General features: G+C 67.7%; 11 protein-coding genes. 4 read left to right on the top strand and 7 right to left on the bottom strand.

Translation table 11 applies throughout. From position 1 onward, the window contains the following. The first annotated feature begins 10 nt into the window (after nt 1-10). Complete coding sequence (locus M1203_RS29315; RefSeq protein WP_249952832.1) at nt 11-1,657, top strand: AMP-binding protein; 1,647 nt, start codon at nt 11-13, stop codon at nt 1,655-1,657. An 8-nt stretch (nt 1,658-1,665) separates the two neighbouring features. Here M1203_RS29315 and M1203_RS29310 read toward each other — a convergent pair whose 3' ends face one another. The 3 genes from M1203_RS29310 to M1203_RS29300 form a co-directional block, all read right to left on the bottom strand. Then, a complete protein-coding gene (locus M1203_RS29310) occupies nt 1,666-3,192 on the bottom strand; it encodes a multicopper oxidase family protein (protein WP_249952831.1) in 1,527 nt (508 codons plus the stop codon). Nucleotides 3,193-3,368: 176 nt separating this feature from the next. Then, nucleotides 3,369-4,316 carry a DUF5996 family protein gene (locus M1203_RS29305; protein WP_249952830.1) on the bottom strand — a complete coding sequence of 316 codons (948 nt, stop codon included), beginning with the start codon at nt 4,314-4,316 and terminating at the stop codon, nt 3,369-3,371. A gap of 166 nt (nt 4,317-4,482) precedes the next feature. Beyond that, nucleotides 4,483-5,877: a tannase/feruloyl esterase family alpha/beta hydrolase gene (locus M1203_RS29300; RefSeq protein ID WP_249952829.1), complete on the bottom strand. Its 1,395-nt coding sequence runs from the start codon at nt 5,875-5,877 to the stop codon at nt 4,483-4,485. Nucleotides 5,878-6,066: 189 nt separating this feature from the next. Between M1203_RS29300 and M1203_RS29295 the strand changes: the two genes are divergently transcribed. The 3 genes from M1203_RS29295 to poxB all read left to right on the top strand — a co-directional run bounded on the left by M1203_RS29295 (nt 6,067) and on the right by poxB (nt 9,883). Beyond that, on the top strand, nt 6,067-7,314 hold the full coding sequence (locus tag M1203_RS29295; protein ID WP_249952828.1) for an MFS transporter: 1,248 nt from the start codon (nt 6,067-6,069) through the stop codon (nt 7,312-7,314). Nucleotides 7,315-7,475: 161 nt separating this feature from the next. Further along, a complete protein-coding gene (locus M1203_RS29290) occupies nt 7,476-8,069 on the top strand; it encodes a DoxX family protein (RefSeq protein ID WP_249952827.1) in 594 nt (197 codons plus the stop codon). Between the two features lie 77 nt (nt 8,070-8,146). After that, nucleotides 8,147-9,883: a ubiquinone-dependent pyruvate dehydrogenase gene (poxB, locus tag M1203_RS29285; protein WP_249952826.1), complete on the top strand. Its 1,737-nt coding sequence runs from the start codon at nt 8,147-8,149 to the stop codon at nt 9,881-9,883. A 17-nt stretch (nt 9,884-9,900) separates the two neighbouring features. On the opposite strand, the gene M1203_RS29280 is transcribed toward poxB, so the two are convergent. The 4 genes from M1203_RS29280 to M1203_RS29265 form a co-directional block, all read right to left on the bottom strand. Next, nucleotides 9,901-10,902 carry an alpha/beta fold hydrolase gene (locus M1203_RS29280; RefSeq protein ID WP_249952825.1) on the bottom strand — a complete coding sequence of 334 codons (1,002 nt, stop codon included), beginning with the start codon at nt 10,900-10,902 and terminating at the stop codon, nt 9,901-9,903. A gap of 18 nt (nt 10,903-10,920) precedes the next feature. Beyond that, entirely contained in the window at nt 10,921-11,871 is a 951-nt protein-coding gene (locus M1203_RS29275) for a YncE family protein (protein ID WP_249952824.1), read from the bottom strand. Between the two features lie 51 nt (nt 11,872-11,922). Next, nucleotides 11,923-12,930 carry a cupin domain-containing protein gene (locus M1203_RS29270; protein ID WP_249952823.1) on the bottom strand — a complete coding sequence of 336 codons (1,008 nt, stop codon included), beginning with the start codon at nt 12,928-12,930 and terminating at the stop codon, nt 11,923-11,925. 698 nt (nt 12,931-13,628) lie between these two features. Next, nucleotides 13,629-14,621: a helix-turn-helix domain-containing protein gene (locus tag M1203_RS29265; protein ID WP_249952822.1), complete on the bottom strand. Its 993-nt coding sequence runs from the start codon at nt 14,619-14,621 to the stop codon at nt 13,629-13,631. Nucleotides 14,622-15,079 lie beyond the last annotated feature (458 nt).

Here is a 15,079-nt window from a genome sequence, read left to right as displayed (position 1 = left end):
GGGAAGTCCGATGCCGGGCGGCGACACCGCCGACACGGGCACGGCCCGCCGGACCGGTGTGGCCGGGCTGATCGAGGACAGCATCCGCCGGACGCCGGACCGCACGGCCGTCGGGGTGGCGGACGGCAGCGCCCGGCTGTCCTATCAGCGACTGGGCCGGCTCGCGGGGACACTCGCGCGTCGGCTCTCGGAGGCCGGGATCACCCGTGGCGACCCGGTCGCCCTCTACAGCGACAACCGCCCCGAGTTCGTCCTCGCGCTGCTGGCCGCCTGGACGACCGGGGCCGTGGTCGTCCCGATGGATCCACAGCTGGCGGGCCCGGAGATACGCACGCGCCTGGCCGCCGTCGACGCCAGGGCCGTACTCCTTCCCCACCGACTGCGCGACAACTACCCGGCGGATGCCGGGGCGACCCCGGCGTGGGCGGTCGATCTCGACGCCGTCCAAGGGGAGTTGACCGTCACCGACATCCACCACGGTTCCGGCACCGACGGGATCGCACCGCCGCCGACCGGCCAGGACACCACTACGGCTCGGGATCCCGGCACGGTGCAGGAGCCGGGGTCCGCCCTGCTGCTGTTCACGACGGGAAGCACCGGCACGCCCAAGATCGTGCCCCTCACCCACGCCAACCTGGCCGCCTCCGTGGCCGACATCCGGCTGACCTGCCACCTTGGGCCCGACGACGCGACACTGCTGGTCATGCCGATGTTCCACGGGCATGGCCTCATCGCCGGTCTGCTCGCCACCCTCGCGAGCGGCGGCGCCGTCCATCTCCCGGCAGCGGGACGGTTCTCCGCGCACCTGTTCTGGGACGAGATCACCCGCACAAGAGCGACGTGGTACACCGCCGTACCCACCATCCACCAGATCCTGCTGGCCCGCGCCGCCACCGACTACCCGGCCGCCGGTACTCCCGCGCTGCGCTTCATCCGCAGCAGCAGCGCGCCGCTCGCGCCCGCGGTCCTGCACCGGACCGAGGAACGGTTCGGCGCACCGGTGATCTCCGCCTACGGCATGACCGAGACCGCGCACCAGGCCGCGTCGAATCCGCTCCCCCGTGACGGCGTCCGCAAGGACGCCTCCGTTGGCCTGCCCACCGGCCTGGAGATCCGCATCACCACCACCGGCGGTGAGCCCGGCGGTGAACCGGCCGCCGTCGGCGAGATCGGAGAGATCTGCGTCCGCGGACCGACGCTCACCGCCGGTTACCTGAACGACCCGCGTGCCACCGCCGCGTCCTTCGTCGACGGCTGGTTCCACACCGGGGACCTCGGCTATCTGGACCCCGACGGCTATCTGTTCCTCAGCGGCCGGACCAAGGAAATGATCAACCGAGGCGGCGAGAAGATCGCCCCGCACACCGTCGAGGCGGTACTGCTCGCCCACCCCGCCGTCCAGGACGCGCTGGCATTCGCCGTACCCGACCCGAAGTACGGCGAGGAGATCAACGCCGCCGTCATCCTCCAGCCCGGCCGCCACGCCACCGAGGCCGACCTGCGGGAGCACTGCCGCAGCCGGCTCAGCGCCTTCGAGGTCCCCAAGAAGATCTACTTCCGCGACCGCTTCCCCCGCACCGCCAAGGGCGCCGGCGACCGCGAAGCGCTTGCCGCGTCTCTCCGTACGCGGACGCCCCGGGCACCCCGATCACCCTGACTTCCCGATCACCCTGACTTCGGCGGGCGCGAACCGGCTTTGGCGCCCGGACCGTCGACGATGTCCAGGACGGACATCATGCCCATGTCCTCGTGGTTGAGGAGATGGCAGTGTGCCACCGTCTTGCCGGTGAAATTCGTGAAGTGGACACGGAACACGATGGACTGGCCCTGGATGACATTCACCGTCTCGTACCAGCGGTGCCCGGGATCGGTGGGCTTTCCGTTGACGCTCATCAACTGGAAGTGGTTGGTGTGGAGATGGAAGGAATGGTCCTCCTCCGTGTCGTTGCGGACAGTCCATTCCTCCACCGTGTTCAGACGCGAGGTGAAATCGATCCGATTGGGGTCGTAATACCGGCCGTTGATGTAATACCGCTCCGGGGTGGCCGTGGTCGTCTCCGTGTACACCAGATTCTTCCGGTCGGCGATGGTGGCCTTGGCGAGATCTTCGCTGGGCGCGAAAGTGGTGGGGATCGCGGCCGGAGTCATGGGAGTTCCACCGGTGACCACACTGGCGAGATCCACCTGAGGAAAGGTGTTGCCGGCCGGCCCGGTGTCGAACGGAAGGGTCTCCAGCTGGGCGGTGCCCGCCTTGCCTCCCTGGACCAGGACGTCGAACCGCGCGGCGGCCGGGATGAGCAGCGTCTGAGCGCCGTAGACCCGTTGGACGGGATAACCGTCCTGGGCGATGACATGGAAGGTGGCGCCCGGCAGACGCAGCTTGTAGTAGATGTTCGCGCCGATATTGGCGAGCCGCCACAGCTGGGTCTCCCCGGGGCGGATGCCGATGACCGGATTCTGCTGGCCGTTGACCGTCCGGTTGGTCTTCGCCTGGATGCTCAGCGGATTGACCTTGATCGCGTCGCCCTGGATCTGGTTGTCCTTCAGGGCGATGACACGTTCGGTGATGTTCTTCAGGGCCGGCGGCAGATACTTCCGCAGTCCGTCGATGATGATGAGGCCCGACTGCCCGCCGGCCACCTGCGCGGCGGAGTACATGTCGATGTGTGAGTGGTACCAGTAGGTGCCCGGTGTGATGTCGCGCGGCAACTGATACGAGTAGTTGTACGTCGTGCCCGGCTTGATGGAGAGAAAGATGTCGTCGGCGGGTTGGCGCGGTGAGACATGGAGCCCGTGCACATGCAGATTGGTGTCCTTCGTCACGCCCTGCACCTTCTCCGTGACCCGGTTCACCATCGCCAGTTCGATGCGGTCGCCGGGCTTGACGCGGAGAGTGGGCGGCATATAGCGGCCGTTGTAGGTGAGGCCCCACAGCCGGCGGTCTCCCACCAGCACCTTCTGCCGTTCGACGACCACGGTGGTGCGCAGGACTCCGTTGTGGCTCACCATCTGCGGGGGATTGCGCAGCGGCTCGCCCTTCCCTGCCCGCTCGGCCTGCGACGCCCCGGGCAACGGCCCTTCGTTGGCCCGGGTCGCCCGGTCGGACACCGAGCCGCCGCAGCCGGCCAGCCAGGCCGCGGCGAACACCAGGCCGACGACGAGCCAGGTGAACTTGGAACGTGACCGAGTCACAACTCTCTCCCTACAGGCGGCATATCGTGCCCGGGGTCACGGCCCGGAGCACCGGGGGAACAAACCGGAGGTTAGGGAACGAACCCCGATACGCCGGCGCACCACACGTTCCGCCCACACGAATCCGCCCCAACGGCGGTAACAGAGAAGGGAGAGAGGAGTCAGGACGAGGGGTGCTACCGGTGTCGGCTCCAGCGGGCCGGGTCCTCCTCCAGCGACGCCCGGTCCCATCCGCCCCGCTCGGCGGCGGCCTCGTAGGTACCGCGCAGAAAGCCCAGCAGCGCCCGATCGGGTTCGGGAGCGGTGCGCACCGCCTCGTACGGCAGCAGGAACTGGCCGTTCTCCCGGCTGTAGAACGCCTCGGAGGGGGTGACGGCGCTCTCGGCGAATCCGTCGGGTTCGGGGTAGGCGTACGAGTAGAAAGCCCCCTCGTCACCGCCGCCGGGCCAGAAACCGCAACTGCTCAGCTCGCGTGAGTAGCCCTCTTCCATGACCCAGTCACCGCAGTTCGGTGCTCCACCGGGGTGGCGGGGGGCGCCGCGTCCGGAGAAACGGGTGCAGGCCAGATCCATGGCACCCCAGAAGAAGTGGACCGGGCTGACCTTGCCGACGAAGTAGCTGCGGAACTCGCCGAACACCCGGTTGGCCTGGAGAAGCTGGCGCCAGAACAGGTGCGCGCCCCGCGGGTCGTACGTGTGGTGCGAGAAGTCCTCCGCGAACGGGATCGCCGGCTCGACCTCGTTCGGATGCCCCTGGATCGTGGTGGGGACGTCCAACTCCGCCAGGGCCCGCAGAACACGGGCGTGGAAGTCCGCCACCGGCATGGACTCCAGGGCGATGCGCCGGGCGCCGCCGTCGCTCGTGCGCAGACTCAGCACATGGTCGATGAAGTCGAACTCGATGTCGAAGGCACCCGCGTCGTGGGGAATGGCCGAGGTGGTCAATCCCCGTGGGCTGACGTAGAACGTCACCTGCCACCAGTGGTTGAGCAGCGGGGCGTGTGCCAGCCGGACCTTCCCGACGATCTGGGTCCACATGTGCAGCGTGTCGCGCGTCTCGACCCACTCGGCGAGCCGCAATCGGGGCCACATGCCGGCTCCCCGGCGGGCTTCCGTCGTCACCATGAATTCCTCCGGAGCTGATGCGCGCGGACACGCTGACACGCGCTGATGCCCGCAGACACGCTGATGCCCGCCGATGCCCGCCGATGCCCGCTGATGCCTCCATCGTCGTCCTGTCCGACGGCGTCGGCCACCTGAGCACGGCCGGCCGTCACCGGCCGGCCGCGCGTCACTTCAGCGCGCAGGAATTGACCACATCACCACTCGCGGGCCGGCGGATCGTACGGTCCGCGGGCGGGGCCGTACCGTCCTCCACCCAGGCCGTGAGGGCCGTGAACGCCGAGCGGTAGCAGGGCAGGATCGGCCGCAGCCTGTCCGGATAGGTGTCGTAGAGGCCATCGGTGTGGGTGCCGTTCTCGACGGTGTAATAGCGGTGCAGCCGGCCGCGGCCCCGGTCGTCGATCATCCGCGTGTACACATCCGAGTCGGTGGCGATCGGCAGCAGCGAGTCCAGATCACCGTGGAGCGTGATCATGGGCTTGCCGATCCGCCCGGTCAGCGCGACCTTCGCCACGGCGCGGTGGACGGACGCGGGACGGGAGGCGTAGTCGTAGGCGGCGTCGGAGGGACAGGCGGCGAAGATCTCCTCGGGCGTCGAACCGGCGGACGCCCCCGGGCACTTGGGGTCGTACGACGGGTCGAACTCCGCGCGGAAGATCTTCTGGGTCAGTCCCCAGTACGCCGTCTGGTGGTACGGCCAGAGAAACTGGGAGCCGTCCGCGAACCCGGCCGCGAGGAGATCGTCGTCGTCCGCCGCGCCGAGGCTCCGGGCGACGGTGACCGGCAGACTCGTCAGCGGATTGGGCCCGCGGGTGGTCCAGAGCGTGCCTTCCCAGTCCACACCTCCGTCGTACAGCTCCGGATGGTTCTCCAGCTGCCAGCGGGTCAGATATCCGCCGTTGGAGATGCCCGTCATATATGTATGGCGCGGCCCGTGCCCGTAGCGCTGCTGTACGGCCTTCTTGGCGGCGCGCGTCAGCTCGGTGACCCGGCTGTTCCATTCGGCGACGGCGTCACCCGGCCGCTCGCCGTCCGCGAAGAAGTCGGTACCCGTATTGCCCTTGTCCGTGGCCGCGTAGGCATATCCCGCCGCCAGCACGGCATCGGAGATCAGGACGTCCGTGGAGTACTGCCTGCGGTTGCCGGGCGCGCCCGTGACGACCAGGCCGCCGTTCCACTTGTCGGGCAGTCTGATCACGAACTGGGCGTCGTGCCGCCAGCCGTGGGTGGCGTTGGAGCGCGAGTCGTCGGGGAAGTACCCGTCGATCTGGACGCCCGGCACCCCGGAGGGCTTCTCCGTCCCCGCCGCGGACAGTCCCGCCTGGTCGGCCGGATCGGTGTACGGGGTGCCGGCGAGCGCCGTGGTCGTGAGATCCGCCAGACACGCGCTCCGCTGATGGTCGGCTCCCGGCACATCCAGCCGGTGCTGCCGGGCGCAGTGCGCGTCCGCGCGGTCCGGTGGCGCCGCGCCCACCGCTCCGGCGGGGCCGATGGAGGACAGCCCCATCACAAGGGCGGCGAGAACCGGGATGCCTCGGGACGGGATGCCTCGGGACAGACGCATGGGAGCGGGCCTCCGGGGAGTGGCGATACGGATGGTGGCGATACGGGTGGTGGCGATACGGGTGGTGGCGATACGAATGGGTGCGCCGCCATATCGTGCTGGGGCCGTTCCCGTACGACCATGGGGCCGGCCCATACCTCTCCCCGTGTCGTCCTAGGCCCGGGCACCATTTCGTGCCACGTTTCCCTGGTGCCGATCACAGCCCCGGAATGGAAGCGGCGCGTCTTCGCCGCGCTGGCGGTACCGAATTTCCGCAGGTATGTGAGCGGACAGGCCCTCAGCCTGATCGGCACCTGGGTCGAAACGGTCGCCCAGGCACTGCTGGTGCTGCGGCTGACCGACTCCGGTACCGCACTCGGCCTGACCACCTCGGCCCGGTTTCTTCCCGTCCTCCTGCTCTCGCCGTACGCCGGTCTGTTGGTCGACCGGTTCGACAAGCGGCGCCTTCTGATCGTCACACAGGTGGGCCTGGGGCTGGTCTCCACGGCTCTGGGCGTCAGCGTCCTCGCCGGAACCATCACCCTGTGGCAGATCGTCGTCCTGGCCCTGCTCTTCGGCGTCTTCAGTGCCGCGGACAACCCCGCGCGGCAGGCGTTCGTGGGAGAGGTCGTAGGACCCTCCCTGCTCCGCAATGCCGTGACCCTGAACAGCACGCTCGTCAATGTCGCCCGGGTACTGGGGCCGACCATCGCCGCCGTTCTGGTCACCACCGTGGGCATCGGCTGGTGCTTCGTCGCCAACGCCGTCAGTTTCAGTTTCGTCGTTCTGTCTCTCCTGTCCCTCGATACCGGACAGCTGCACCCCAGCGCCCCTGCCCCGAGGGCGAAAGGACAGTTGCGGGCAGGACTGCGCTATGCCATGGGCCACCACTCGATCGCCCGGCCGCTGCTGATGATGGCCCTGGTGGGAACATTCACCTTCGAATTCGAGGTGAGCCTTCCCTTGTTGGCGCGCGACACCTTCCACGGTGTCGAGACCACGTACAACTGGCTGATCGGATCGCTCGGTGCCGGCGCTGTCGCGGGCGGGCTGTACGCGGCCCGCGCCTCACGCACCGGCGTTCCCTTTCTCGTCAGGATCGCCTGCGCTTATGCCGCGTGCGTCGTTTTCCTGGCTCTTTCCCCGACGGTGCCGGTCGCGATCGTCGCCTGCGTATGCGTCGGAGCGGCGAGCGTCATGTTTCTGACGACGGGGAACGCCACGGTCCAGCTCGCCTCCTCGCCGCGGTACCGCGGCCGCGTCACCGCCCTGTGGTCCACCGCGCTCGTGGGAAGCACGCCCATCGGCTCACCCGTCATCGGCGCGGTCTCGGACGCGGCCAGTCCCCGGTACTCGCTCGCCCTGGGGGCGGCGGCCTGTGTCGCGGCCGCGCTCATCGGCTGGTGGCCCCGCGGAGGACGCGCGTCGGACCGCGCCGCCTCGTCGGCCGATGCGTGAACGCGGCTGGTGATCCGGCCACTGGTGAGCGCCGGTCCACGGCTTGCGCGCAAAAGAGGGGGACGTTGTACTAAAAGCGCCAAATCTCACCGTTGAGCCGAACTGTCGGGCTGTCGGGCTGTCCGGTGCTCACCGTCCGCGGCACGAGAAGAGAAGTGACCATGCGGAATCCAAGTCTCACCGCAAGACAACGGTCGCTGCGTGCGGCACGGGGCGTTGGCGGCCAGGGCGCGGGCTGGACCGACGCCGGGCTGCTCTCCCTCCGTATCGTCGTCGGAGGTCTGGTCGCCGCCCACGGCCTCCAGAAGATGACGCGCTGGGTGGGCGGAGAAGGCCTGACCGCCGGTGCCGAGGAGTTCCGGCGCGACGGCTTCCGCGGCGGCCGGCTCACCGCGGTGGCGGCCGGGAGCGGTCAGACGGTCGGGGGCCTGCTGCTCGCGGCCGGGCTGCTGACACCGCTCGCGGTGGCGACCGTCGCCGGTGTCATGACCGTCGCGGCCACGGTGAAGCTCCCGCACGGGCCCTGGGTCCAGAACGACGGCTACGAGTATCCGCTGGTCCTGGTCGCGTCCATGGGCGTCACCGGGCTCACCGGGCCGGGTGCCTGGTCACTCGACCGGCTGACCGGCGTCAACTGGCCCTCGTCCGCGGGCATCGTCGGCTGTGCGGCCGGAGTACTGGGCGGCCTGGCCACGCGGCAAGCGCTGCTGCGGCGGCCGCCGAAGGAGCGGTCCGGGGAGCAGGACGTCACCTGAAGCCTCTGAACCGGTCATGCCGGTCATACCGGCCACGTCGGTCGGGAGCCCGCTCACCCCAGTCCAAGGAGGAACGGATGGCCGCCACCGTCGCGGATGCCATGATCTCTACGCTCAAGGCCGCCGGCGTACGGCGCGTCTACGGCCTGCCGGGAGACTCCCTCAACGGGTTCACCGACGCCCTGCGCCGCGACGGCGGTATCGCCTGGGAGCATGTGCGGCACGAGGAGGCCGCCGCGTTCGCGGCCGCCGCCGAGGCCGGTGTCACCGGCGAACTCGCGGTCGCGGCAGGCAGCTGCGGCCCTGGAAACCTGCACCTCATCAACGGCATGTTCGACGCACAGCGCAGCCGGGTACCGGTGCTCGTCATCGCCGCCCATATCCCGCGCGTGGAGATCGGCGGGGGCTACTTCCAGGAGACGCACCCGCAGGAGATGTTCCGCGAGTGCACTGTGTACTGCGAGATGGCGAGCGTGCCCGAGCAACTGCCGAGGCTGCTGGAGATCGCCATGCGCACCGCCCTGGAACGCGGCGGTGTGGCGGTACTGATCGTCCCGGGCGAGGTGTTCCTCGACCGCGCCACCCCCTCGCCGCCGCCGCGCCCGGTGCTCAAGTCGGCCTCCGTCATCCGTCCCGACGACCGGTCGCTCGACCGGGCGGCGCATGTCCTCAACGCCGCGGAACGGGTGACCATCCTGGCCGGGGCGGGCTGCGCGGGCGCCCACGACGAGGCGGTCGCCCTGGCCGCGGCGCTCAAGGCGCCGATGGTCCACTCACTGCGCGGCAAGGACTCCCTTGAGTACGACAACCCCTACGACGTCGGTCTGACGGGACTGATCGGCTACAGCTCCGGCTACCGGGCGATGGAGCACTGCGACGCGCTGCTGATGCTCGGCACCGACTTCCCCTACCGGTCGTTCTACCCCGAGAACGTCCCCGTCGTGCAGGTCGATGTGCGCGGCGAGCAGATCGGCCGCCGTACGCAGGTGGACGTCCCCCTGGTGGGGACCGTCAAGGACACCGCGCCGGCGCTGCTGCCCCTGCTGAAGCGCCGGACGGACGACGACTTCGCGGACCGGATGACCGGACACTACCGGCGGGTACGGGCCCGGCTGGACCGGCTGGCCGATGCCAAGCGTGGGGACTCCCCCATGCATCCGCAGCAGGTCGCCGCCGCGATCGACCGGCTGGCGGCGCGCGACGCGGTGTTCACCGCCGACGTGGGGACGCCGACGGTATGGGCAGCCCGCTATCTGCGGATGAACGGTCAGCGGCGGCTCATCGGCTCCTTCACCCACGGCTCGATGGCCAACGCGCTGCCGCACGCCATCGGCGTCCAGGCAAGTCAGCCCGGCCGCCAGGTCGTCGCGCTGGCGGGTGACGGCGGACTGGCCATGCTGCTCGGGGAGCTGATCACGCTGCGCCAGCTGAACCTCCCGGTGAAGATCGTCGTCTTCAACAACTCGGCGCTTTCCTTCGTCGAGCTGGAGATGACGGCCGCGGGGATCGTCACGTACGGCACGGGCCTGGACAACCCCGACTTCAGCGCCCAGGCCCGCGCCGCCGGCCTGTTCGGGGCGCGCGTCGAACACACGGACCAGCTGGAGGACGTCCTGCGCGAGGCGTTCGCGCACGACGGACCGGCGCTGATCGACGCCCGAACCGAACGGTACGAGCTGTCGTTGCCGCCGAAGATCACCTTCGAACAGCTCAAGGGCTTCACCCTGTTCGCCACCCGGACCATCCTCTCCGGGCGAGGGGACGAGATCTTCGAGCTCACCAAGTCGAACCTGCGCCAACTCAGCACGGAGTAACCGCGACCACCAGACCGTCAGCCCTCGGTCCCCGCGAGCAGCTCGGCGAGGTGGTCGCACCAGACCTCGGCGACATGGAGCGTCTGGTGGCCTCGCGTCTTCGGTCCGGCGGGGACCGTCAGGGCTCGTCCGTGGGGAACCGCGGCGATGGCCCTTGCCAGTCCGCCGAGTTCGACGGGGTTGAGTTCGTCGTCCTCGAAGTTGACGGCCAGCAGTGGGGCCCGTATCGACCGCAGGCCGGAGGCCGGGTCGTAGTCCCTGGACGCGTCGAACTCCCAGACGACGTCGTTGGCGTCCTCGTTGTCCATCGCCTGCGACTCGGTCGCCGTGATCTGAGTGTCGGCGGCATCGACGGACCGCAGATCGGACGCCATGTGCCCGGCGCTGCCGACCATGAGCTGGAACAGCGCCATCGCGTGGCCGAGTCCGGCCGGCTGCTTGTTGTAGCGGCCGTCGGCGTATCCGGGATCGGACGTGATCAGATGGATGAGCATCCTTCGCCAGAGCAGATTCCGCCCGGTGATCCGCTCGGGAAGGCTGGCGATCGCCATCAGCGCCTGCTGGTCCGGATACCGCTGGCCCCAGATCCATGTCTGCATTCCGCCCATCGAGGTGCCGAGCAGCAGCCGTAGCCGCTCGATGCCCAGACCGTCCACCAGCAACCGATGCTGGCCCTCGACCATGTCGCTGTAGCCGTAATGCGGGAAGTCCGGTCCAAGCCCTTCGCTGGGCCGGCTCGACGCGCCGTGGCCGATGGCGTCCGGCATGACCACGAAGTACCTGCTCACATCGAGGGGCCGGCCGCTCCCGAACAGGAAGTCGGCGATGGACGGTCGCAGAAACTGCCGGCCGGAGCCGGTTGTGCCGTGCAACAGCATCACCGCGTTGTCGGCGCCCGCGTTCAACGAACCGAGTGTGTGGTACGCGAGGGTCACATCGAGACGGTGTCCGTCATCGAAGGGAAAGTCGCTGACGGTGTGGAAGCCCGGTACGGCTTTGGATGCCCAGTCGGTGGTCATGAGCGACCTCTGGAAGCTCTAGAAGAACGAGAGGGTCTCGATACCGACCCCCGCTTGCACGGTACGCAGGACCTCGCCGCGTTCGAGATTGCACACGGCCAGCGAGCCCTCGTTGTGATTCGCGATCACCACCGTCTCCCCGTCCTCGTGGAAGGCCATGTTCATAGGGCCCTGGCCGAGGTGGAGAAGAGTCTGTGACTTGAGGTCCTCGGAGAAGACCGTGGCCAGCGGCTCCTCGAAGTTCGTGACCACGAGGTATCTGCCGTCGGGGCTGTAGCGCGCGATCTGAGCCGCCTTCTCGTGCCCGTCGAGTGTGACCGTCGAGCGGATCTCGTCCGAGTCCGTGTCCACGACGAACAGCTGGGGCTGCTGCGCGTCGACGAGTATGACCGACTCCCCGTCGGGGGGCATGCCGATTCCCGCGAGGCCGTTCGGCGTGGGAATCTTCCTGACCACACGCTTCGTGGCCAGATCGACGACCGACGCGAAAGTGTCTTCCTCGTTCTCCGTATAGAGCTTGCTGTTGTCCGGCAGCACCTCAACGCGGTGGGCCTTGTTGGAGCCCACCTCGATCACGTCCTCGATCGTGCCGCTCTCGGGGGCCATTTCGAGCACCACGCCGCTGTTCTCGCACACGCAGTACAACTGGCCGTCCGCTCCCCAGCGCAGGCCATGCGGAGCGAGATGCGGGAAGGTGCTGAGGTCACCGACGTGTTTCCGTTCCTCCAGGTCGAACTGCGCGATGAGGTGGCCCGGATGGGGGTTGTCCCCGTGGATACCGGCCCCGTAGATGGGGGCGTACGCGAAACGGTGATCGGGCGAGATGAGAAGTTCGTGCACCCTCGGCGCGAAACCTTCGAGGGTCAACTCGACCTCGTAGGTCTCCGGATCAAGGAACAGCACATGATTTCCGACCTTGTCGATCGCCACGAGGCCTTTGCTGCCGGTCGTAAAGTTGGCGTCTGCCATGACAACTCTCCTGTCCGATCCCATCGATATGGGCGCTCCGCTATGGGGCACTCAGTCCGGCGCACCCTCGTCGGCGTCGACTTCGATACCGAACTGCCTCCCGGCCGCCCTCAACCGGTTCAGATCTCCGTCCGGATCGCCGCCGGGCCCGGGGGACGGGCGGCACGCGGAGCGGTAGTACTCCTCGATCCCGCCGGGCACCGTCAGGTTGAACAGCCGTACGGTCCGTCCGCCGCGGTTCCGCACCCGGTGGTGCACCCCCCACGGCACGACCACGACTGTGCCCGCGGAGGCTTCGTATTTCTCTCCGTCGAGCAATACCTCGGCGGTTCCCTCCAGGACGTAGAAGGCCTCCTCATAACGGGCATGACGATGCGCGGGCATCTCGCCGCCCGGCTCAAGCGTGATCTCGGTGACCGTGTAGGCGGCCGCGGTCGCGAGGCCCGCCGCCTTGATGGTGTACGTCACTCCGGCGGCGTACCGACGGTCGCCTTCATCCGGCAGCACCAGGGTGGGACCCCGTCCCTCACCCATGGGAAGGGGCCTTTCGCGCCCGTCCGCGGTGCTTTCCAGGTAGGTGACGCCATAGCGCGGGGTCCGTGCGTTGATCTCCTGAACCGGCATCGTCCCGCGCTTCCCCGGAGGCCCATCGCCGGGTGCGCCCAATTCGAGGAAGAAGCCCTCGTTACCGCCCGGGGTGGTAAAGGTGATGAGTTCCGCGCTCTCGTCCCCGACATTGCGCCACTCATGAGCGATGCCGCGCGGCGCCGCGAAGAACGTGCCGTCGCCGACAGTGGTGTTGATGCCCCCCGCCTTGAGTTCAATCCTCCCCCGGAGCAGGAAGAAGCCCTCTTCCTCGCGCGAATGGACATGCCGGGGCGGGCCGGTTCCGGCCGGCGGATAGTCGAGCCAGAACGCGTACTCGCTGCCGGTGTCCTCACTGACGGCGGCGAAGGTGATCCGGTCGTCGCCCATCCACCAGATGGAGACCCCCTCCCCCGGCTTCACCAACTTGCCGCGCCTGAGCAGAGGTGCGTCCTGCTCGATCGGCCTGTTCAAGCTCTCCGGTGTCCTGGCCCTGGCCATTGCTCAACCTTCCCGGCTCAACCTTCCCACCCGAGGTCGCGCGTCGACCGCTATGCGTAGTCGGACGGCGTAATCGCACACTTTTACAATTTTGATCCGCTATCGACCGTTGTCAAAACGTACGGATCGCCCAACTCCGCCCCGCCAAGGACGGCCCCCTCGCGGCGCTACGACGCATCCTCGACAACGCCCCTGCGCCCCGCGCCCGGCCTCCACACGAAGCCCTCCGCACGCACCGCCCACCGCCCACCGCCCGCACATGCCAAAACCCCAGGCCAGTACGTACCTGACCTGGGGTTTCTCTGAGCCGCCTTCGGGATTCGAACCCGAGACCTACGCACTACGAGGTCCTGCAAGATCGTGACGGATGGTGATCAATGAGCGCACTCAATCCAGTACCACCTGTTCAGAGGCTTTTTGACCCTCAACGCCGTGACGCTCGGCCCAACGGGTGCCGATTAGTCCGCTCACGCATCGCTCATACGGCAGCGCCGCAGGGCCCTTGCCCGACTCCTGGCTCTGCCGGGCAGACGCCCGATCGCCCCAAGCGTCAACCCGGGCTTGGCGCCCCCGGAGGACTTGTTTGGGAGGCCTGCCGGACTTTCATGGAGGTGTCGCCCCCCGCGAGCGGGTCTCGCCGGCAAAGCGACATTCGGCCGACTGCGCAAGGCTCACCGTAAGCCGCCGCTCGCATGAAGAGCACCGTTCTCGACGTCATCGACATGAACGATGACATCCGGAATATCCTTAAAGTGCATGAGAGCTCTGACGGAGACCTTGTAGCTCCTTCCCGCTCTCGCCGCAGGGAACGGGAACTGCCCTGTCCTAATGAGTCGGTGTGCGGCAGATTCGGCGATCCCCATTACGCTTGCGGCTTCTCGAAGTCCGATGAACGAGGGGTAGAGGTCTGAGGCATAGTAGTAGAGATTCGGGTTGGAAATCCAGGATCGGGGTAGCATCGAAGCCTTCGCATGACTGATCGACCCCGAACGGCGGCCGGCGCGAATTTCGTCGTGGAAAACTCGCATAGCGTCGAAATATCCCAGCCTCTGAAAGAGTGACCCGAAACGCTCACCTCTGACTTGTTCCGCAAAATCCGCGTCACGGATAATGTTGAAATCGATGATTGACGACGCCCTCATCGTGGAGTCCAAAGCAGATATATCCGGGCCGGAGTATATTTCGACGTCGTCAGTCGGGCAATCCGACAGGTTGGCATTTCCGTGCCTCCAGGCCACCTCGAAAGCCGCCTTCACCATTCGATCCCTGACGTGGCGCGGCGGAACGCCCACTGCGGTGTCTGCCCAGACTTCCAATGCGGTTGCCACCATGGCTGAGCGAATATCTTCGCGATCGACTCGGAAATCACGGGAGATCCTCGTGGACGTCGACCGGAAACAGGGAATGATGCAGTCAAGAATGACCAACCGCCACGTGTCACTGTCGTCCAGATCACATAACCGCCCCATGGCAATAATAGACTCCCACAGTCGGGAACTCGCAGCAGACCGGACTCCCGCAGAAATCGCCTCGGCACGAAACTTCGCGTAAGTGGGATGCCGCTTTATCTCGCACTCCTTGACATCTCCCACATGCACACACACCGGTTCTTCCCCGAAAATCTCCCGAACCTTCCATTCGATCCGGTCGAAGACATCCGGCATGATTCGTACCCCAATCTTTGATTTTTGCCGACCACTCGCGACCGAGTATGGCGAACAGCAAGAACCCTCAACGACTACACCCGAACTTGCCCACCCGATCGTGTAAATAATTTCTGTACTGGTACTTTCTGGTTCACGCGTCGGCTATAGCGCGACGGCGCCGGGCAGGCCACGGTCGTGGACGTGCCCACGCAGTTCTTCGGATGGCCCGAGGCCGCCGAGCCAGCTGCGGCCGCCGCCGCGCAGTGAGTCACGCGCATGCCGTCCCGACACGTTGCGGGCATTGGGACGGCGCCGCCGGCCGCCACTGCCGCGCCGTCGACGGCGTGCGCCACTTCCTCACCGGCCATCGCTGACACAGCGAACGCCGACGCCATCGCCTACGCCGGTACCGCGATGCTCGTGCAGCGCACCCGCGCCGCCCAAGAGCAAACAGGAAGCACAGAAGCAGCCGCGCC

The organism is Streptomyces sp. 35G-GA-8, assembly GCF_023534745.1.
GTDB lineage: Bacteria > Actinomycetota > Actinomycetes > Streptomycetales > Streptomycetaceae > Streptomyces.
Note: the sequence above shows the minus strand (reverse complement) of the source record. Positions and strands in the feature narration are given on the sequence as shown.